Below are 21,332 nucleotides of genomic sequence, written 5' to 3'. Positions count from 1 at the left end.
GGCTGTGACCGTTTGTCACGCGCGACGCTACTGATGATGGAACAATAAATACAACGTATGAAAAAACGTATTCCCACTCTTCTGGCCACCATGATTGCCAGCGCCCTCTATAGCCATCAGGGTCTGGCAGCCGATCTCGCCTCACAGTGTATGCTGGGCGTGCCAAGCTATGACCGTCCTCTGGTACAGGGCGAGACTAATGAATTACCCGTCACCATCACTGCTGACAACGCGAAAGGGAATTACCCGGATGACGCGGTGTTTACCGGCAATGTGGACATCGCACAGGGTAACAGCCGCCTGCAGGCCGACGAAGTGCAGCTTCATCAGAAGCAGGCAGAAGGCCAGCCGGAGCCAGTTCGTACCGTCGATGCGCTGGGCAATGTCCATTATGATGACAATCAGGTTATTCTGAAGGGGCCGAAGGGCTGGTCTAATCTGAATACCAAAGATACCAACATCTGGGAAGGTGATTATCAGATGGTAGGTCGTCAGGGGCGCGGAAAAGCCGATCTGATGAAGCAGCGTGGGGAAAACCGCTATACCATTCTGGAAAACGGTAGCTTCACCTCCTGTCTGCCAGGTTCCAATACCTGGAGCGTCGTCGGTAGCGAAGTCATTCACGACCGTGAAGAACAGGTCGCAGAGATCTGGAACGCCCGTTTTAAACTGGGTCCGGTTCCGGTCTTTTACAGTCCTTATTTACAGTTACCCGTCGGCGATAAGCGTCGCTCTGGTTTCCTGATCCCGAACGCAAAATACTCTACCAATAACTATTTTGAGTTCTATCTCCCGTATTATTGGAACATTGCGCCCAATATGGACGCCACCATCACGCCGCATTATATACATCGTCGTGGCGGTATCATGTGGGAGAACGAATTCCGCTACCTCACCCAGGCGGGCGCAGGTCTGATGGAGTTCGACTATCTGAATTCCGATAAAGTGTACGAGGATGAACACCCGAAGGATGACAATTCCCGCCGCTGGCTGTTCTACTGGCAGCACGCCGGTGTAATGGATCAGGTGTGGCGTTTTAACGTCGACTACACCAAGGTCAGCGATTCCAGCTACTTTAACGATTTTGATAATAAATACGGTTCCAGTACTGACGGCTACGCCACGCAAAAATTCAGCGTCGGCTATGCGGTACAAAACTTTGATGCGACAGTTTCGACCAAGCAGTTCCAGGTCTTTGACGATCAGAACAACAGTAGCTATTCCGCTCAGCCGCAGTTAGACGTCAACTACTACCAGAATGACGTGGGCCCGTTTGACACCCGGATTTATGGGCAGGCGGTCCATTTCGTTAATTCCAACGACAACATGCCAGAAGCGACGCGTGTTCACCTCGAACCGACCATCAACCTGCCATTGTCGAATAACTGGGGAAGTATCAATACCGAAGCGAAACTGCTGGCAACGCACTATCAGCAAACTAACCTGGATTGGTACAACAACAACCCGAGTAACGTTAACAAGCTCGATGATTCCGCCAACCGCGTCATGCCGCAGTTTAAAGTTGACGGCAAGATGATCTTCGAGCGCGACATGAACATGTTAGCGCCGGGCTATACCCAAACGCTGGAGCCCCGTGCTCAGTACCTGTATGTACCGTATCGCGACCAAAGTCATATCTATAACTATGACTCGTCCCTGCTGCAATCTGACTACAGCGGCCTGTTCCGCGATCGTACCTATGGCGGTCTGGACCGCATCGCATCTGCCAACCAGGTAACGACCGGGGTCACATCTCGCGTTTATGATGACGCGGCCGTTGAACGTTTTAATATTTCTGTGGGTCAAATCTACTATTTCACCGAGTCTCGCACTGGCGATGACAACATTAAATGGGAGAATGACGACAAAACGGGCTCACTGGTATGGGCTGGCGACACCTACTGGCGCATCTCCGATCGCTGGGGCTTACGCAGTGGGATCCAGTACGACACGCGTCTGGACAGCGTTGCAACCAGCAGTAGCAGTATCGAATACCGCCGCGACGAAAACCGTATGCTGCAGCTGAACTACCGTTATGCCAGCTCTGAATATATCCAGGCAACCCTGCCGTCTTACTACTCTACAGCAGAGCAGTATAAAAACGGGATTTCACAGGTGGGCGCGGTAGCAAGCTTCCCGATCGCCGACCGCTGGTCGATTGTCGGGGCTTACTACTTTAATACCAACGTGAACAAAGAAGCGGATTCCATGCTGGGTCTGCAGTACAACTCCTGCTGTTACGCCATTCGCTTCGGCTACGAACGTAAGCTGAACGGCTGGGATGACACTCAGAAACATGCAGTTTATGACAACACGATCGGCTTTAATATCGAACTACGCGGCCTGAGTTCCAACTACGGTCTCGGCACCAACCAAATGTTACGTTCTAACATTTTGCCGTATCAAAGCTCTTTATGATCTGATTGATTTACAACGTAATCCGCTTTGCGGTTAATTGAAATGGAAAAAGTATGAAGAACTGGAAAACGCTGCTTCTCGGTATCGCCATGATCGCGAATACCAGTTTCGCTGCCCCGCAGGTAGTCGATAAAGTCGCAGCCGTCGTCAATAACGGCGTCGTTCTGGAAAGCGACGTCGATGGCTTAATGCAGTCAGTAAAACTTAATGCGGGTCAGGCTGGTCAACAATTACCGGACGACGCCACGCTGCGTCATCAGATCCTGGAACGTTTGATCATGGATCAAATCCTCCTGCAGATGGGTCAGAAGATGGGTGTTAAAATCTCTGACGAGCAACTGGATCAGGCAATTGCCAACATCGCCAAGCAAAACAACATGACGCTGGATCAGATGCGCAGCCGTCTGGCACAGGATGGCTTAAGCTATTCGACCTATCGTAGCCAGATCCGCAAAGAGATGACCATCTCTGAAGTGCGGAACAACGAAGTTCGCCGTCGCGTTACTATCCTGCCTCAGGAAGTGGATGCCCTGGCGCAGCAGGTCGGCAACCAAAACGATGCCAGCACCGAGCTGAACCTGAGCCACATTCTGATCCCATTACCGGAAAACCCAACTTCTGACCAGGTTAACGCGGCTGAAAGTCAGGCGCGCTCTGTTGTTGATGAAGCGCGTAACGGTAGCGATTTCGGCAAACTGGCTATCACCTATTCCGCTGACCAGCAGGCGCTGAAAGGCGGCCAGATGGGTTGGGGACGTATTCAGGAGCTGCCGGGCATCTTTGCCCAGGCGCTAAGCACCGCGAAAAAAGGCGATATCATCGGCCCAATTCGTTCTGGTGTCGGCTTCCACATCCTGAAAGTTAACGATATGCGTGGTCAAAGCCAGAGCATCTCCGTGACTGAAGTTCATGCCCGCCATATTCTGCTCAAGCCATCGCCGATCATGACCGATCAACAGGCGCGTCTGAAGCTGGAACAAATCGCAGCTGATATTAAGAGCGGTAAAACAACCTTCGCGGCAGCGGCTAAAGAATTTTCTCAGGATCCGGGTTCTGCCAACCAGGGCGGCGATCTGGGCTGGGCTGCAGCGGATATTTTCGATCCCGCTTTCCGCGATGCGCTGACCAAACTTCACAAAGGCCAGATGAGTACCCCGGTGCACTCCTCTTTCGGGTGGCATCTGATCGAGCTGCTGGACACGCGTAACGTTGATAAAACTGACGCGGCGCAGAAAGACAGAGCTTATCGTATGCTGATGAACCGTAAATTCTCGGAAGAAGCGGCAACCTGGATGCAGGAACAGCGCGCCAGCGCCTACGTTAAAGTTCTGAGCAACTAATGACTCGTATTCAACGCGTTGTGATCACTCCCGGCGAACCCGCCGGGATTGGCCCGGACCTGGTGGTTCAGCTCGCCCAACGTGAGTGGCCTGTAGAACTCGTTGTCTGTGCGGATGCCGCACTCCTCAGTGACCGGGCAGCAATGCTCGGTTTACCGCTTTCACTCCTCCCATACTCTCCAGATACCCCAGCCAGACCGCAATCAGCAGGTACGTTGACGCTGTTGCCGATTGCGCTGCGGGCGCCTGTTATCGCGGGTCAGTTGGCGGTAGAGAACGGACAATATGTGGTGGATACGCTGGCTCGCGCCTGCGATGGTTGTCTGCAAGGTGAGTTTGCGGCGCTGATTACCGGTCCGGTGCACAAAGGCGTAATCAATGACGCAGGCGTCCCGTTTACCGGACATACCGAGTTTTTTGAAGAGCGCTCACAGGCGAAGAAAGTCGTCATGATGCTGGCGACTGAAGCGCTGCGCGTTGCCCTGGCAACCACTCATTTGCCGCTCAGAGCCGTTGCCGACGCCATTACGCCTGCTCTGCTTAAAGAAGTGATCGGTATTTTGCATCATGATTTGCGCACCAAGTTTGGCATTACCGATCCGCATATTCTGGTGTGCGGTCTTAACCCGCATGCCGGTGAAGGTGGTCATATGGGAACGGAAGAGATAGACACCCTCATTCCGGTCCTTGATGAACTGCGTGCGCAGGGGATGAAATTAAACGGCCCGCTGCCCGCAGATACGCTGTTTCAGCCCAAATATCTCGACCACGCGGATGCCGTGCTGGCAATGTACCACGATCAGGGTCTCCCCGTGCTAAAATACCAGGGATTTGGTCGCGGTGTGAATATCACGCTGGGCCTGCCCTTTATTCGCACATCCGTCGATCACGGCACCGCGCTTGAACTTGCGGGTCGTGGGCAAGCAGATGTCGGCAGTTTTATTACGGCGCTTAATCTCGCCATCAAAATGATTGTTAATACCAATGAATAATCGAGTCCATCAGGGCCACTTAGCCCGTAAACGTTTCGGGCAAAACTTCCTCAACGATCAGTTTGTGATCGAAAGTATTGTCTCTGCTATCAACCCGCAGAAAGGTCAGGCTATGGTCGAAATCGGCCCGGGCCTGGCAGCGTTGACCGAACCTGTAGGCGAACGCCTGGACAAGCTCACGGTCATTGAGCTGGACCGCGATCTCGCCGCCCGCCTGCAAACACACCCGTTTTTAGGGCCGAAGCTGACGATTTATCAGCAAGATGCCATGACCATGAACTTCGGCGAACTCGCACAAACGATGGGTCAGCCGCTGCGCGTATTCGGCAACCTGCCGTATAACATCTCCACGCCGCTCATGTTCCATCTTTTTTCCTATACTGATGCCATCGCCGACATGCATTTCATGTTGCAAAAAGAGGTGGTCAACCGTCTGGTTGCAGGGCCAAACAGTAAAGCGTATGGTCGATTAAGCGTCATGGCGCAGTATTACTGCAATGTGATCCCGGTACTTGAAGTGCCGCCATCCGCATTTACGCCTGCGCCTAAAGTCGATTCCGCCGTGGTGCGTCTGGTCCCTCACGCGACAATGCCGTACCCCGTTAAAGATGTTCGTGTGCTGAGCCGTATTACCACTGAAGCGTTTAATCAGCGTCGCAAAACGGTACGTAATAGTCTCGGCAACCTGTTTAGCGTTGAAGTACTGACAGAGCTGGGCGTTGATCCGGCGATGCGAGCGGAAAATATCTCTGTCGCGCAATACTGCCGGATGGCTAACTATCTGTCAGAAAACGCGCCATCGAAGGAGAGTTAAACATGATCAATTCGCCCCGAGTGTGCATTCAGGTACAAAGCGTCTACATTGAGGCGCAATCCTCACCTGATGATGAACGTTACGTTTTTGCTTATACCGTGACTATCCGCAATTTGGGGCGAGCGCCTGTGCAGCTGTTGGGGCGTTATTGGTTGATCACCAATGGTCATGGCCGTGAAACCGAAGTTCAGGGCGAAGGCGTGGTTGGCGTTCAGCCCCACATCGAACCTGGCGAAGAGTACCAGTACACCAGCGGTGCGGTGATTGAAACACCGCTGGGCACCATGCAGGGTCATTACGAAATGATCGATGAGCAAGGGATCGCCTTTACCATCGACATTCCCGTGTTCCGACTCGCCGTTCCTACACTTATTCATTAAAACAATAGCTATGGCAACATACCTCATTGGCGACGTTCACGGTTGTTACGATGAACTGGTAGCCTTGCTGCACCAGGTTGACTTTAATCCAGAACAAGACACCTTATGGCTCACCGGCGATCTGGTCGCGCGTGGGCCAGGGTCGTTAGACGTTTTGCGCTACGTTAAATCGCTGGGCGACAGCGTGCGGTTAGTCCTCGGTAATCACGATTTACACCTGCTGGCCGTGTTTGCTGGCATCAGCCGTAATAAACCGAAAGACCGGCTCACGCCGCTGCTTGAAGCACCGGATGCTGACACGCTGCTTAACTGGCTACGTCGCCAGCCGCTGTTGCAGGTTGATGAAGAGAAGAAACTGGTCATGGCGCATGCAGGGATTACCCCACAGTGGGATCTGCAGACGGCGAAGGACTGTGCTCGCGATGTTGAAGCCGTGCTGTCGAGCGACTCTTATCCATTCTTTCTTGACGCCATGTACGGCGACATGCCAAATAACTGGACCCCGGAACTGACGGGGCTGGCGCGCCTGCGTTTTATTACCAACGCGTTTACCCGCATGCGTTACTGCTTCCCCAATGGTCAGTTGGACATGTACAGCAAAGAGTCGCCAGAAGATGCGCCTGCCCCGCTGAAGCCGTGGTTTGCCATTCCTGGACCGGTCAGTGAAGCCTATAGCATTGCATTCGGGCACTGGGCATCGCTGGAGGGCAAAGGCACGCCAGAAGGTATTTACGCGTTAGATACGGGGTGTTGCTGGGGCGGGAATCTCACCTGTCTGCGCTGGGAAGACAAACAGTACTTTGTACAGCCATCAAATCGCCATCTGAATCTGGATCCCGGCGAGGCCGTCAACGCCTGATAGCCGTCTGCCGGAGGGCGGTGCTTACACCTAATCCGGCAGACGAATGTACAATCTGTAGGCCTGATTAGCGCAACGCCATCAGGCATCCACATTAACGACGTTCCAAAATCTCGAAGCAGTAGCTGTGGGAGTTTTGCGCGTCAGCATCGTGGAATTCACTGAACACTGATTCCCAGTCATCCGGTTCGTAGTCCGGGAAATGCGTATCCCCTTCAACTTCCGCATCAATGTGTGTCAGATACAGTTTCTGCGCTTTCGGCAGGAACTGCTCATACACACGTCCACCGCCAATAACCATAATTTCAGGTTCATCGCCACAGGCCGCGATCGCTTCCTCAACAGACTTCACCCACTGCACGCGATCGTCGGTGCCAGGCTTGCTGCTGATGACGATATTTTTACGCCCTGGCAACGGTCGCCCGATGGATTCCCACGTGTGGCGTCCCATGACAACCGGCTTGTTTAAGGTATTACGTTTAAACCAGGCGAGATCGGCAGGTAGGTTCCATGGCATGGCATTTTCCATACCGATGACGCGATCTACCGCTAACGCCGCAATCAGACTGATCATTGAATGTTTCCCGGATACAAAAAAATTGTCGCCACTATACGGAAAGCGCAATCTTTCGTCGACTGGCGGAAAGAGGATGAGCATGAAAATTTTCCGTTCTGCTGGCGAACCGACCTATTTAAGGTGGTACGCCAGCATTACAGTAGTTCAAAAACAGCCAATTAGCAGTAAAGTTTGCAGAACATCACATTTTTTACCCTATGCTGACGGTTTCACTTCCGGCTCATCGGCGACGTCGCCCGTATGCTTACCTTCATCCGTGCCTTGCCAGCCATGGCGTTGAATTAATGATAAGTGCTGACGATCTTCCGCAATAATTTCACTCAGCATTTCGCTGGTGCGTTTATATACCGCCGCGCGGGACGTTGCGTCATTTTCTCCTTTCACCATCTCCTCAACCATCAGCATGTTGAAGCGGCGGAATACATCGGCCCGCTCACGCGCTTCATAGCGTCCAAGCCCAAGACCTTCCAGTGCCAGACGTCCGGTCTTCAGCGCGCCCTCAAAGGTTTCACGTTCCGGCATCTCCACGCCAGCCTGGCGCAGGCGGATGTAATGATCCACGTCGCGCGCACGGGCAATAATTTGCAGATGCGGGAAATACTGTTTCACCATTTCGGTCAGTTGCAGGCTGGTTTGCGGATCGTCAATGGCGTTAATAATAACTTCAGCTTTAGCCGCCCCGGCAGACTCCAGCAGATCCATCCGCGTCGCATCGCCATAGAAAACCTTCATGCCGAATTTACGCAGCGTTTCGATATGGTCCGGGTCATGATCAAGAACCACCATTTTGACCCCGCTCGACAACAACAGACGACCGGTTATCTGACCAAATCGCCCAAACCCGGCGATGATCACCCGAGGTTGTTCCTCGTCGATTTCATCTGCTTCCCGCTCTTCACCGGTCGCCGATTTTTCCAGACGCGTCAGAATTACCAGTAAAATCGGCGTCGCCGCCATCGACAGCGCCACCGCCAGCGTCAGAGATTTCGCCCAATCAGGATCAAGCACGTTTGCCATTTGCGCCGCGCCAAACACCACGAAGGCAAACTCACTGCCCTGCCCTAATAACACGGCAAACCATCTGCGCTGCTTGTTCGGCACCTGTAAGGGTTTCGCTATCAGCCACAGCATGACGGTTTTGATAACCAGGAAACCGACCAACAGAATGATAATGCGCAAGGGATTATCAATCAGCGTACCAAAGTCGATAGACATCCCGACGCCGATGAAAAACAGTCCCAGCAGCAGCCCTTTAAATGGCTCGATATCGCTTTCCAGCGCGTGACGATACTCAGAGCTTGCCAGCAGCACGCCAGCCAGGAACGCCCCCATCGCCATCGACAGTCCAACCTCTTCCAACAGCAGACCGAAGCCAAAAACGAGGAACAGCGCAACGGCACTGAATACTTCCCGCAGGCCAGAACGAGCGACAAAACGCAAGGCCGGACGCGTCACATAACGCCCCAGCAACACCACCAGCACCAGGGCGCTCGCCACTTTAAGGGCGGAGAGCGCAAACGCCCCAAGCGTTGTCGATGCGCCACTCGCCGCAAGTAATGGGATCATCGCCACCAGAGGAATAGCGGCGATATCCTGGAACAACAGCACAGCAAACGCGCTGCGTCCCATTTGCGAAACCATCAGGTTCCGCTCATTCATCGCCTGCATAGCAATAGCCGTGGAGGAAAGCGCCAGCGTCATGCCGATCAGTTCCGCTACCTGCCAGCGCAGGCCGAGGAACATACAGAACAAACCAATCAGACCGCCGCATACCACCATCTGCAGCGCACCACCACCGAACACCGAGGCCCGCAGTTTCCACAAACGTTGTGGATCCAGCTCCAGACCGATGACAAACAGCATCAGCACCACGCCGATCTCCGCAAAATGCAGGATTGATTCAGCGTCAGTCACCATCCTCAGACCCCATGGTCCAATAATGCACCCTGCGATGAGATACCCCAGCACTGATCCTAGCCCCAGTCGCACGGCAATGGGGACAATCAGCGCCGCCGATCCGAGATAAATCAGCGCCTGTATTAGCGTATGGTTATCCATGATGAACCTCCTGCCACTCCAACAGACGCTGTTTGTAATGACGCGCCTGCGCCTGCAGAGTTTCATCATCACAGATAAACGTACAGTGCATCGCAAACGGCGGCAGCCATTTGAGACCACAGTAGAGCGCTGTTGCCTGTAAGGGCTGGGAAAGCACATCAAATCCGGGATGGGAGCCAATATCAAAGTGGTTTTCGCCGCCGCCGGTCGTCACTGCCCACAGCAGATGTTTACCGTGGAGCGCAGTCCCGCCGTGGCCATATGCCCAACCGTGCGAAAGGACCTTATCCATCCACAGCTTGAGTAAGGGAGGTGTGCTATACCATTGCATAGGATGCTGCCAGATAATCAAATCAGCGCGCGCCAGCGCATCCTGTTCAGCGGCAATATCGATATTGAAGTCGGGGTAGAGCTGGTAGAGCGAGCGGATCTCCACGCCCTCCAGCATCCTTGCCTGTTCAAGCATCCGCTTATTCGCATGCGAGTGCTGCGGATAGGGATGCGCATAAATGATGAGGATCATGATTAGCCTGTTTCACTGCATTATTGTAATAACAGTGAGTTTAGTCAGTTAATCCGCAGGCTAACAGTCAATATTATTGAGTGGTTGAATGGAGAAAACTGAACTAGTTATCCAGTTCGCTCATATCTTTAACCTGATCGCGGTTAATTTGTTCCGTCTTACCCGTTTGCGCATTTTTGTACGACACCAGGCCTGTATCATCATCGACTTGCGGTTTGCCGTCGGTCACGATTGTTTTGCCATCGGTAGTTTTAACTGCCTGGTTCGAGGAGCAACCGGCTACGGTGAACAGTGCTGCTGCGGTAAAAATAGAGGTGATCAGAATATGTTTTTGCATGGTGTTCTCCCTGCTTTTCAGTCGTTTTCAGTGATATACCCGTTAACTGTAGGCTAACTGACTGAGTTGCAGGGAAAATACAGAACACTCCTAATAACCCGCCCTGGTCACGGGTTTACTGCGGATCGTCATTTGGCTGGTTTGCGCCAGCGTCAGACCTCGCGTTTCCGGGGCGAAAGCGATGGACACGAGCAGGCCAATCAGCGAAATGCCCGCCCCCATCAGCATGACATTACTGATCCCGTATTTGGTGATGAACACCGGCAGCGCCCAGGTTGAAACAATGGTGCCGATACGGCTTAAGGACATAATCACCCCGACGGCAGACGCACGAATATCGGTGGGAAACAGTTCGTTAGGGTATAGCCATTGCAGGTTTCCGGGTCCCCCGGAGAAAAACGCGTATACGGCAAACGCCAGCACCACCAGCCACGCGCCCATATCAGGGATTAACCCCAGCACGGCCAGCGCCAGCGTCATCATAATGAAGCTGCCAATTAACAGCGGCCGTCGGCCCGCGCTATTGAGCCAGAACATGGGAGGAATGCACCCCAACATAAAGCACAAGCTGATTACCACATTTCCCAACGCGGCGTTTTTCCCGGCACCAAGCCCCAGTAGCCCCACAATCTGCGGACCAAAGGTATAAATGGCAAACATCGGGATCACCTGACAAGTCCAGATAGCGGCGACAAACAGTACAAACGGGAAATGACGGCGATTAAATAGCTGAAGAAAGCGCGTCTCCTGCGGCGCTTCTTCGTCAAACACCACCGGTTCGCCGAACAGTTTGATCATCATCTCCTCACACTCTTTCACCCGACCTTTACGCAGCAGCCAGCGCGGCGATTCAGGAAGATCGAAACGCCCAATCAGGATCAAAATGCAGGGGATCACCGCGCTGCCCAACATCCAGCGCCATCCGCCCTCAACATCATACAACCAGTAGCCGACCAGATCGGCACAGGTGGCGCCGACATACCACATAGCGGCGATAAAACCGATGGAGAAAGCGCGCTGGCGGGTATTGGAGAACTCGGTGATCATCGAGGTGGCGATCGGGTAGTCGGCACCAATCACAATGCCGATCAGCACGCGCATTACCAACAACTCAACGGGCGAGGAGACAAACATGGTTGCCGCCGATATCACACCAATGGCGATAATATCGATAATGAACATTTTGCGCCGCCCGACCTTGTCGGAAATGTAGCCAAACAGCGACGTCCCCACAAACAGCCCCGCGAGCGTACCGGCGCCCAGCAGACCAATCCACTGCGCATCCAGTTTCAATGCTGGCGTGAGCTGTTCCAGTGCCACGCCAATCATCACCAGCACATAACCATCCAGAAACGGCCCACCGCTTCCCCACAGCATTATCCGGCGGTGAATAGAGGTGAATTTGATGTCATCAAAGTTCCTGGGCTGCTGCATGGTTATGTCCTGTTTTATTTTAACTTAATGCCTGATGACGTTACGCTTATCAGGCCTACGCATTGTTCCTGTAGGCCGGATAAGGCGAAGCCGCCATCCGGCACCAGGTTTAGCCGTAGCGGAACTCCACGCCAAACGTCCCACGCGGGTATTCCCATTTTTCCAGCGCTGTATCCAGCCCGAGAATGCGGCACGTTCCGCATTCCAGGCATCCGGCATAATCAAAACGTACGCTACCGTCATCCTGCTTTTTATACAGGCCAGCCGGACAGGCCTTAATCAGCACCTCCAGCGCCTGTTTATCAGGATCGGTTTTGAGAATGATATGTGGACTGTCTTCATCCACATTGAACTTATTGACGCCCAGTTTGACGTCCACGTTGACGGGAGATGTCATAATACGGTCACTCCTTTCAGGCCATCTTTCATCAGGTTGATGAAGCCCACTTTCTTCGCATGGCGCAGGATTTTTTTACGCATTGGCACCGGTGCCGAACCATCCACGGTGAACAGGTCGCGCGCAATACTGACCGCCATTTCCGGATAAGCGGTAAACATGCGTGGGTTATCAAGAAAAGCGGGTAGTTTCTGATACATGCGCATATCGCGCATCGGGCCTTCGTCCAGATGCTGACGGTATTCCTCCAGCGACTGCTTGCTAAAATCGTCGCGCTTCATTGCGGAAAGTACCGTTTTCGCCGCCGCTTCACCTGCGGATATGGCGAGATCCATACCGCGAATGGTAAAGCCGAGGTTCATACACATTCCGGCTGCGTCACCAGCAATCAATACGCCGTCCCCCACCAGTTCTGGCTGCATGTTGATACCGGCTTCCGGTACGACGTGCGCGGCATATTCCACCAGCTTGCCACCGGCGATCAGCGGGGCAACCGCCGGATGCTGTTTGAAATCTTCCAGCATTTGCGGAACCGATTTTTTCGCATCTTTCAGATGATGAAGGCCGCAGACCAGTCCCAGAGAAAGGGTCGTTTCATTCGTATAGAGAAAGCCACCACCCATCAACCCATCGGTGGGCGATCCGGCAAACAGACAGGCAGCCCCTTCGTTCCCTTGTAACTGGAAACGATCTTCAATTACCGATTTCGGCAACTCGATCAGCTCTTTTACGCCGACGGCAACATGCGATGCCTCGACGCGCTTTGCCATACCCAACTTTTCAGCCAACAGAGAATTCACTCCGTCGGCAAGGATCACCACTTTGGCTTCCAGAATATCGCCATCGGCTTCCACGCCCACGACTTTGCCCTCGCGCTGCACAACGTTATCCACGCGGATACCGGTGATGAGCTGAGCGCCCGCCCCTTCGGCCTGTTCCATCAGCCAGGCGTCAAATTTACTGCGTAAGACAGAGTAAGAAACCTGCGACGATTTGGCGTCTTCGCCGTTGCAATAGTCGATGGTCATCGCCCCTTTGTCGGTCATAAAGGCGAGTTTTTCGTGGGTGATGATGCGTTCAATGGGGGCCTGCTCAGCAAAGCCGGGAATGATGTTCTCCAGGCTATGCGCATACATGCGCCCACCGGTGACATTCTTCGCGCCAGCAGAATTGCCGCGCTCGATAACCAGCACCTGTGCGCCCTCCCGAGCCAGCACCAGCGCCGCAACCGAACCCGCCAGACCTGCACCCACGATGATGGCATCAAAGATATCTTCGGACATACGTACTCCTGTCAGCGGCAGGACACCTTCGCATCCTGCCCGAAATGGTTTAACGCGCTAAAGCAGCCGTCAGCGCAGGCAGGATCTTCAGCGCATCGCCAACGATGCCAAAATCCGCATACTGGAAGATCGGCGCATTTTTATCTTTGTTGATGGCGAAAATCGTCTGCGCGCCGTTGGCGCCGACCATATGTTGGATCTGCCCGGAGATCCCCACGGCCAGATACAGTTCCGGCTTGAGCATCAGGTTGGAGATGCCGACGTAGCGTTCGTGCTCCATCCACTTCTCGTTTTCCGCCACCGGACGGGAGCACGCCAGCTCGGCACCAATCGTCTGGCACAGCGCCTCCGCCAGCGAGATATTTTCTTTGCTGCCGATCCCGCGTCCCACGCTGACCACCAGACGGGCTTTGTCGAGGTCGACGCTGTTGCTCTGACGTGCCTGAGTTGCCGTACGAGTAACGGCTACAGCCGGAGCCTGCCATGATACGGTGTGCACCTCGCCGCTGCGGGCGGTATCCGGTTGCTGCGCGTCAAACGTTCCACTGCTTAGCGTTATCACGGCGAACGGCGAAGCGATTGTTTCTGCCCCCATCGCCAGGCCGCCGTAGACCATATGTTTTACCGCCGCTTTTCCGTCCTGCACGGCGACTGCACTGGCGTCATTTGAGACCGCTGCCGACAAGCGAAAACCCAGTTTTGCCGCTAACAGCTTGCCGCGACGCGTATTTGGCAGCAGCACCGCCCCGCCCTCGCTGTGCTGACGAATAGTTTCGGCCATCACATCAGCGTAGTCTTCGACCATACGGTCTTCTGGTTTACCGCTGAGTAACCAGACATCATCTGCGCCTAAATGGCATGCCGTCGCGCAGTCCGCTTCACTCAGCACAAACGTGTTAACTTTTTCACCTAAAGCCTGCGCACCATTCATCAGTTCCGGCAGACGAGAAGGGGTATCGCTGAATACCCAGATACTGGAAAATTTGTTCATAACATCCCCTGATAATTAAATGATTTTGCGAAGATTCTCGACAAACGCGGCAATCTGTTCTTCACCGTCACCTTCAATTACAACGCGCTGACGCTCGCGCTGCTTCGGTGCAGCAACGTGTTGTTCGGAATATGCCTGCGCGCTGTTCAGGCCAATGTCTGCCGGCGACCAGACCTGAACCGGTTTTTTCGCCGCGCCAAGAATGGCTTTCATGGAAGGGATTTGTGGGGTGTTGATGTCCGTTGAGACCGCGATCACCGCCGGAAGCGGAATGCTCAGAGTTTCGACTTCATCTTCCAGTTCACGCTCTACCGTCAGAGTGCTGTCGGTAAGAGAGAGGATTTTACTCACGCCGTTAATCGCCGGAACGTTCAGCGCTTCGCCCACCAGCAGACCAACCTGCTGAGCATAAAGATCGGAAGAACCGTCACCGCAAATAAGCAGATCGAAACCTGCTTTTTGCGCGGCGGCAGCCAGCGCGCTGGCAGTTTGTTGCGGCAGCGCCTGCTCAAATTGATCGTCAATAACAACAATCAGTTCATCTGGGCCACGTGAAAGCACATCTTTTCGCCCTTTTGCATTGGTCAGCGCTTTGCCGCCGACGCTCATGGCCACAACCTGGGCCTCTCCTGACTGTTGTTTCAACTGACAAGCCGCTTCGATCGCATTCAGATCATACTGGCTTATTTTGCCATCCGCTTTGCTGAAATCGAGTGAACCGTCAGCATTATTAATCGCAATATCCTGTTCATCAGGTACGCATTTGTAGCAAGTAATTATCTTCATTGCATCTCCAGAAATCATGAAGGAAACGTATTTATATCGGCAGTGTTAAATACAGATATCACGCTCTTTAATTCGGAAATAAAACATTAATCACCAATATTGAAAATGTCACACATTGAAATTCGTAACTTTCAATAGTGTTATGCACCTCACCAATATTGAAAGAATCACGTCAAATATGAAAATTTTCAATATTGTCTGCGGGTTCAACAATATTGAACGCCAGTCACTTAAAAAAGTTAAAAAACCACAGCCAACCAATTGATTATAAACAAAAAATATCAAATTTTTGAGCGAATTACTCAGCATAAAAAAGTGTGACGAAGATAACAGAACCACCCGATATGAATACTCATTATGGGTTACTCACTGAGGCGCTCCCAGAGGTTAAAAAGTTATCAACAAATCATTAATAATAAATAAACAAACGATCATGCACGGGCACGCTAAATAAGTTTCGTTTTCACACTGGAATTCACTTATGAAAAATGAAAAGAGAAAATCGGGAATTGAACCGAAGGTTTTTTTTCCGCCATTAATAATAGTTGGGATACTTTGTTGGCTAACTGTAAGAGATCTCGATGCCGCTAACGTCGTTATTAATGCGGTATTCAGTTATGTCACCAATGTCTGGGGCTGGGCATTTGAATGGTATATGGTCGTCATGCTCTTCGGCTGGTTCTGGTTGGTCTTTGGCCCGTATGCCAAAAAGAAATTAGGCGACGAAAAACCAGAGTTTAGTACCGCCAGCTGGATTTTTATGATGTTCGCTTCCTGTACATCCGCTGCGGTGCTGTTCTGGGGTTCCATCGAGATCTACTACTACATCTCCACCCCGCCGTTTGCTCTCGCGCCTAACTCTACGGCTGCGAAAGAGCTGGGCCTGGCGTACAGCCTGTTCCACTGGGGACCGTTGCCGTGGGCAACCTACAGTTTCCTTTCTGTGGCTTTCGCCTACTTCTTCTTTGTGCGCAAGATGGACGTCATCCGTCCCAGCTCCACGCTGGTACCGTTAGTGGGCGAGAAGCATGCGAAAGGGCTGTTCGGCACCATCGTCGATAACTTCTATCTGGTGGCGCTGATCTTCGCGATGGGTACCAGCCTCGGTCTGGCCACTCCGCTGGTAACCGAGTGCATGCAGTATCTGTTCGGTATTCCGCATACGCTGCAACTCGACGCAATCATCATTACCTGCTGGATCATATTGAACGCCATTTGCGTGGCCTGCGGCCTGCAAAAAGGGGTCAAGATCGCCAGCGACGTGCGTAGCTATCTGAGCTTCCTGATGCTGGGCTGGGTGTTTATCGTCAGCGGCGCCAGCTTCATCATGAACTACTTCACCGACTCCGTCGGCATGCTGTTGATGTATCTGCCGCGCATGCTGTTCTATACCGATGCCATCGGTAAAGGCGGCTTCCCACAGGGCTGGACCGTCTTCTACTGGGCGTGGTGGGTCATTTACGCCATCCAGATGAGTATCTTCCTGGCCCGTATTTCTCGTGGTCGTACCGTCCGTGAACTGTGCTTCGGGATGGTGCTGGGCCTGACTGCGTCGACCTGGATCCTGTGGACAGTCCTTGGCAGTAACACGCTACTGCTGATGGATAAAAACATTCTCAACATCCCGCAGCTGATTGAACAACACGGCGTGGCGCGCGCCATTATCGAAACCTGGGCTGCTTTACCGCTCAGCACTGCCACCATGTGGGGCTTCTTCATCCTCTGCTTTATTGCCACCGTGACGCTGATTAACGCCTGCTCTTACACCCTGGCGATGTCCACCTGTCGTGAAGTCCGCGATGGTGAAGAACCGCCGCTGTTAGTGCGTATCGGCTGGTCCGTTCTGGTCGGCATCATCGGTATCGTTCTGCTGGCGCTGGGTGGTCTGAAGCCGATTCAGACCGCGATTATCGCCGGAGGATGTCCGCTGTTCTTCGTCAACATCATGGTGACGCTGTCCTTTATTAAAGACGCCAAAGTGCACTGGAAAGACAAGTAATTCTAATTAACCCAATTGATCAAGAGGCTGAAAGATGGATTTCAACTTAAATGACGAGCAGGAGCTGTTTGTCGCCGGTATTCGTGAACTGATGGCCAGTGAGAACTGGGAAGCTTATTTTGCCGAGTGCGATCGCGACAGCGTCTACCCTGAGCGTTTTGTTAAAGCACTGGCGGATATGGGCATTGATAGTCTGTTGATCCCGGAAGAACACGGTGGTCTGGAAGCGGGTTTTGTTACCGTCGCTGCAGTCTGGATGGAACTCGGACGCCTGGGCGCACCAACCTATGTGCTGTACCAGTTACCGGGCGGTTTTAACACGTTCCTGCGTGAAGGGACTCAGGAACAAATCGATAAAATCATGGCGTTCCAAGGAACCGGTAAGCAGATGTGGAACTCTGCCATCACCGAACCGGGAGCGGGATCGGATGTTGGCAGCCTGAAAACCACTTATACACGTAAAAATGGTAAGGTTTATCTTAATGGCAGTAAGTGCTTTATCACCAGTAGCGCCTATACCCCGTACATCGTGGTTATGGCGAGAGATGGTGCATCGCCGGATAAACCTGTTTACACCGAGTGGTTCGTTGACATGAGCAAAGCGGGTATCAAGGTCAACAAGCTGGAGAAACTCGGTCTGCGCATGGATAGCTGCTGTGAAATCACCTTTGACGACGTTGAACTGGACGAGAAAGACATGTTCGGTCGGGAAGGTAATGGTTTCAACCGCGTGAAAGAAGAGTTCGATCATGAACGTTTCCTCGTCGCGCTGACCAACTACGGTACGGCAATGTGCGCTTTTGAAGACGCCGCGCGCTACGCCAATCAGCGCGTGCAGTTTGGCGAAACGATCGGCCGCTTCCAGCTGATTCAGGAGAAGTTCGCGCATATGGCGATCAAATTGAACTCCATGAAAAACATGCTGCTTGAAGCGGCATGGAAAGCGGATAACGGCACCATCACTTCGGGCGATGCGGCAATGTGCAAATACTTCTGCGCCAACGCTGCGTTTGAAGTGGTCGATACCGCCATGCAGGTGCTGGGCGGTGTAGGTATCGCGGGCAACCATCGCATCACGCGTTTCTGGCGCGATCTGCGCGTTGACCGTGTTTCTGGTGGCTCTGATGAAATGCAGATCCTGACGTTGGGTCGTGCGGTACTCAAGCAATACCGCTAATTCAGCACGATTCGTAGGCCGGATAAGGCGTTTACGCCGCCATCCGGCAACATGCCCGGTGGCGCTGCGCCTACCGGGCCTACAAAAAATGCCAGGAGCAAAATTATGAATCATTTACCAATGCCAACCTTTGGCCCACTTGCCGGGGTACGCGTGGTTTTTTCAGGGATCGAAATTGCCGGCCCGTTCGCCGGACAGATGTTCGCCGAATGGGGTGCTGAGGTTATCTGGATTGAAAACGTCGCATGGGCCGATACCATCCGCGTGCAACCTAACTATCCACAGCTCTCACGCCGCAACCTGCACGCCCTGTCGCTGAATATTTTCAAAGATGAAGGCCGGGAAGCGTTTCTGAAGCTCATGGAAACCACCGATATTTTCATTGAAGCCAGTAAAGGCCCGGCCTTTGCTCGCCGCGGCATTACCGATGACGTGCTGTGGGAACATAACCCAAAACTGGTTATCGCCCACCTTTCCGGCTTCGGCCAGTTTGGTACCGAGGAGTACACCAATCTTCCGGCATATAACACCATCGCGCAGGCGTTCAGCGGCTATCTGATCCAAAACGGTGATGTTGATCAGCCGATGCCTGCCTTCCCGTACACCGCCGATTACTTCTCCGGGATGACCGCGACGACAGCAGCGCTGGCAGCCCTGCACAAAGTACGCGAAACGGGTAAGGGTGAAAGCATTGATATCGCCATGTACGAAGTGATGCTGCGCATGGGTCAGTACTTCATGATGGACTACTTCAACGGCGGCGAAATTTGTCCACGCATGACCAAAGGCAAAGACCCGTATTACGCTGGCTGCGGTCTCTATAAATGCGCCGATGGCTATATCGTCATGGAGCTGGTCGGCATCACGCAAATCAGCGAGTGCTTCAATGATATTGGCCTCGCCCACATTCTTGGCACACCGGAAGTCCCGGAAGGTACCCAGCTTATCCATCGCGTGGAATGCCCTTACGGCCCGCTCGTGGAAGAGAAACTGGACGCCTGGCTGGCAACGCACACCATCGCCGAAGTCCAGGCGCGCTTTGCTGAGCTGAATATCGCCTGCGCGAAGGTACTGACTATTCCTGAACTGGAAGGCAACCCGCAGTACGTTGCCCGTGAATCCATTACTCAGTGGCAAACGATGGACGGCCGCACCTGCAAAGGGCCGAACATCATGCCGAAATTTAAAAACAACCCAGGGAAAATCTGGCGTGGCATGCCGTCACACGGCATGGATACCGCCGCCATTCTGAAAAACATTGGTTATAGCGAAGCAGACATAAATGAGCTGGTCGGCAAAGGCCTGGCCAGAGTTGAGGAATAAACGCGACGCGCTGACCCGCTGGTTGGTTAGCGCTCACGCCTGATTTCAGTGGATAAAGCATTATGGATATCGTTGGCGGACAAAACTTACGTCAGATGTGGGACGACCTGGCCGGGGTGTACGGAGATAAAACGGCGTTAATTTTCGAATCCTGCGAAGGAATCGTTCGGCAGTATAGCTATGCCTCGCTCAATGAAGAGATAAACCGCACGGCGAACCTTTTCCATTCCTTAGGGATCCGCAAGGGCGACAAGGTCGCATTGCATCTGGATAACTGTCCGGAATTTATCTTTTGCTGGTTTGGACTGGCAAAAATTGGCGCCATTATGGTGCCGATTAATGCCCGCTTGCTGGGCGAAGAGAGCGCCTGGATCCTGCAAAACAGCCAGGTGAGCCTGCTGGTCACCAGTGCCGAGTTTTATCCTATGTACCGCCAGATACGGCTGGAAAATACCACTCCGCTAAATCATATCTGTCTGATTGGCGAGCAGCTTCCGGTTGACGACGGCGTGAGCCACTTTACCCAACTGCAAGCCCGCCAGTCGACTAATCTGTGCTATACGCCTGCGTTATCTACTGACGATACGGCGGAAATTCTGTTTACCTCAGGCACCACCTCGCGGCCTAAAGGGGTGGTGATTACCCACTACAACCTGCGCTTTGCGGGCTACTACACCTCCTGGCAAATCGCTCTGCGCGATGATGACGTCTATATGACGGTGATGCCCGCTTTCCATATAGACTGTCAGTGTACGGCTGCCATGGCTGCCTTCTCCGCAGGCAGCACCTTTGTGCTGGTGGAGAAATACAGCGCCAGGGCGTTCTGGGATCAGGTGCGTAGATATCAGGCGACGGTCACCGAATGCATCCCGATGATGATCAGAACGCTGATGGTCCAACCCGCAGCCCCAACGGACAGACAGCATCACCTGCGCGAAGTGATGTTCTATCTCAATTTATCCGAACAGGAAAAAGATGCCTTTATCGAACGCTTTGGCGTCAGACTGCTGACCTCCTACGGTATGACCGAAACCATCGTGGGCATTATTGGCGATCGCCCTGGAGACAAACGGCGCTGGCCTTCTATTGGTCGCGTGGGTTTTAGCTATGAAGCCGAAATCCGTGACGATCACAACCGTCCCCTGCCCGCCGGAGAAATTGGCGAAATTTGCATTAAAGGCGTGCCGGGAAAAACAATCTTCAAAGAGTACTACGCGCAACCCGACGCTACTGCCAAAGCGCTGGAACCTGAAGGGTGGTTACATACCGGTGATTCGGGTTACCAGGATGCGGACGGTTTTTTTTATTTCGTCGACAGACGCTGCAACATGATTAAACGCGGTGGGGAAAATGTCTCCTGCGTCGAGCTGGAAAATATTATTTCTGCGCATCCGAAAATTCAGGACATTGTGGTTGTCGGTATTAAAGACTCGATCCGTGATGAAGCCATTAAAGCTTTTGTCGTCCTTAATGAGGGTGAAACATTAAGCGAAGCTGAGTTCTTCAGCTTCTGCGAAAACAATATGGCGAAATTCAAGGTTCCTTCTTTTATGGAGATAAGAACCGACCTGCCGCGCAATTGTTCAGGAAAAATAATCAAAAAAAATCTGAAATAACCCCTCCGGTCGGAATTCCTCCGGCCGG

At 53.0% G+C, this 21,332-nt stretch carries 19 protein-coding genes; 10 read left to right on the top strand and 9 right to left on the bottom strand.

Annotated features, from left to right (window positions below):
• Positions 1–57: 57 nt before the first annotated feature.
• Genes lptD through apaH form a run of 6 tightly spaced genes read left to right on the top strand, consistent with a single transcriptional unit; the run spans position 58 to position 6,803 of the window.
• Positions 58–2,418, top strand: coding sequence for an LPS assembly protein LptD (gene lptD / locus OGV38_RS22475; protein WP_269519335.1), 2,361 nt, complete (start codon positions 58–60; stop codon positions 2,416–2,418).
• A gap of 53 nt (positions 2,419–2,471) precedes the next feature.
• Positions 2,472–3,758 (top strand): peptidylprolyl isomerase SurA, encoded by a 1,287-nt coding sequence (gene surA / locus OGV38_RS22470; protein ID WP_016155672.1) that lies wholly within the window; start codon positions 2,472–2,474, stop codon positions 3,756–3,758.
• Entirely contained in the window at positions 3,758–4,750 is a 993-nt protein-coding gene (gene pdxA, locus OGV38_RS22465) for a 4-hydroxythreonine-4-phosphate dehydrogenase PdxA (protein ID WP_049269142.1), read from the top strand. Before surA ends, pdxA begins: the two co-directional genes overlap by 1 nt.
• Positions 4,743–5,564 carry a 16S rRNA (adenine(1518)-N(6)/adenine(1519)-N(6))-dimethyltransferase RsmA gene (rsmA, locus tag OGV38_RS22460; protein WP_003018865.1) on the top strand — a complete coding sequence of 274 codons (822 nt, stop codon included), beginning with the start codon at positions 4,743–4,745 and terminating at the stop codon, positions 5,562–5,564. The genes pdxA and rsmA overlap by 8 nt, the downstream gene beginning before the upstream one ends.
• A 2-nt stretch (positions 5,565–5,566) precedes the next feature.
• Positions 5,567–5,944 (top strand): Co2+/Mg2+ efflux facilitator ApaG/CorD, encoded by a 378-nt coding sequence (gene apaG, locus OGV38_RS22455; protein WP_003018867.1) that lies wholly within the window; start codon positions 5,567–5,569, stop codon positions 5,942–5,944.
• 10 nt (positions 5,945–5,954) lie between these two features.
• Positions 5,955–6,803, top strand: a complete 849-nt coding sequence (gene apaH, locus OGV38_RS22450; protein WP_103283470.1) for a bis(5'-nucleosyl)-tetraphosphatase (symmetrical) ApaH — start codon at positions 5,955–5,957, stop codon at positions 6,801–6,803.
• A 94-nt stretch (positions 6,804–6,897) separates the two neighbouring features.
• Here apaH and folA read toward each other — a convergent pair whose 3' ends face one another.
• From folA to OGV38_RS22405, 9 genes are all read right to left on the bottom strand, one after another.
• Positions 6,898–7,377: a type 3 dihydrofolate reductase gene (gene folA, locus OGV38_RS22445; protein ID WP_016151662.1), complete on the bottom strand. Its 480-nt coding sequence runs from the start codon at positions 7,375–7,377 to the stop codon at positions 6,898–6,900.
• A gap of 198 nt (positions 7,378–7,575) precedes the next feature.
• The gene (kefC, locus tag OGV38_RS22440; RefSeq protein ID WP_019078354.1) at positions 7,576–9,438 is read right to left on the bottom strand and encodes a glutathione-regulated potassium-efflux system protein KefC; all 1,863 of its coding nucleotides are present in this window, start codon (positions 9,436–9,438) and stop codon (positions 7,576–7,578) included.
• The gene (gene kefF, locus OGV38_RS22435; RefSeq protein ID WP_016151660.1) at positions 9,431–9,961 is read right to left on the bottom strand and encodes a glutathione-regulated potassium-efflux system oxidoreductase KefF; all 531 of its coding nucleotides are present in this window, start codon (positions 9,959–9,961) and stop codon (positions 9,431–9,433) included. The genes kefC and kefF overlap by 8 nt, the downstream gene beginning before the upstream one ends.
• 103 nt (positions 9,962–10,064) lie before the next feature.
• Positions 10,065–10,298 carry a YgdI/YgdR family lipoprotein gene (locus OGV38_RS22430; RefSeq protein WP_003018880.1) on the bottom strand — a complete coding sequence of 78 codons (234 nt, stop codon included), beginning with the start codon at positions 10,296–10,298 and terminating at the stop codon, positions 10,065–10,067.
• Between the two features lie 90 nt (positions 10,299–10,388).
• Positions 10,389–11,732 (bottom strand): MFS transporter, encoded by a 1,344-nt coding sequence (locus tag OGV38_RS22425; RefSeq protein WP_104651540.1) that lies wholly within the window; start codon positions 11,730–11,732, stop codon positions 10,389–10,391.
• A gap of 109 nt (positions 11,733–11,841) precedes the next feature.
• The gene (gene fixX / locus OGV38_RS22420) at positions 11,842–12,129 is read right to left on the bottom strand and encodes a ferredoxin-like protein FixX (protein WP_000203736.1); all 288 of its coding nucleotides are present in this window, start codon (positions 12,127–12,129) and stop codon (positions 11,842–11,844) included.
• Positions 12,126–13,412, bottom strand: coding sequence for an FAD-dependent oxidoreductase (locus OGV38_RS22415; RefSeq protein ID WP_109017195.1), 1,287 nt, complete (start codon positions 13,410–13,412; stop codon positions 12,126–12,128). Before OGV38_RS22415 ends, fixX begins: the two co-directional genes overlap by 4 nt.
• 49 nt (positions 13,413–13,461) lie before the next feature.
• Complete coding sequence (locus tag OGV38_RS22410) at positions 13,462–14,403, bottom strand: electron transfer flavoprotein subunit alpha/FixB family protein (protein ID WP_047498330.1); 942 nt, start codon at positions 14,401–14,403, stop codon at positions 13,462–13,464.
• Between the two features lie 15 nt (positions 14,404–14,418).
• Positions 14,419–15,189: an electron transfer flavoprotein FixA gene (locus OGV38_RS22405; protein ID WP_109017194.1), complete on the bottom strand. Its 771-nt coding sequence runs from the start codon at positions 15,187–15,189 to the stop codon at positions 14,419–14,421.
• A 481-nt stretch (positions 15,190–15,670) separates the two neighbouring features.
• Between OGV38_RS22405 and caiT the strand changes: the two genes are divergently transcribed.
• From caiT to caiC, 4 genes are all read left to right on the top strand, one after another.
• On the top strand, positions 15,671–17,188 hold the full coding sequence (caiT, locus tag OGV38_RS22400) for an L-carnitine/gamma-butyrobetaine antiporter (RefSeq protein WP_109017192.1): 1,518 nt from the start codon (positions 15,671–15,673) through the stop codon (positions 17,186–17,188).
• A 34-nt stretch (positions 17,189–17,222) separates the two neighbouring features.
• Positions 17,223–18,365: a crotonobetainyl-CoA dehydrogenase gene (gene caiA, locus OGV38_RS22395; protein WP_003018898.1), complete on the top strand. Its 1,143-nt coding sequence runs from the start codon at positions 17,223–17,225 to the stop codon at positions 18,363–18,365.
• 105 nt (positions 18,366–18,470) lie between these two features.
• Entirely contained in the window at positions 18,471–19,688 is a 1,218-nt protein-coding gene (gene caiB, locus OGV38_RS22390) for an L-carnitine CoA-transferase (RefSeq protein WP_109017191.1), read from the top strand.
• A gap of 62 nt (positions 19,689–19,750) precedes the next feature.
• Positions 19,751–21,304 carry a crotonobetaine/carnitine-CoA ligase gene (gene caiC, locus OGV38_RS22385; RefSeq protein ID WP_019078348.1) on the top strand — a complete coding sequence of 518 codons (1,554 nt, stop codon included), beginning with the start codon at positions 19,751–19,753 and terminating at the stop codon, positions 21,302–21,304.
• The last annotated feature ends 28 nt before the right edge of the window (positions 21,305–21,332 follow it).

Origin of the sequence: Citrobacter sp. Cb080 (genome assembly GCF_030334745.1) — a bacterium.
In the GTDB taxonomy this organism is placed as follows: Bacteria; Pseudomonadota; Gammaproteobacteria; order Enterobacterales; family Enterobacteriaceae; genus Citrobacter; species Citrobacter braakii.
Note: the sequence above shows the minus strand (reverse complement) of the source record. Positions and strands in the feature narration are given on the sequence as shown.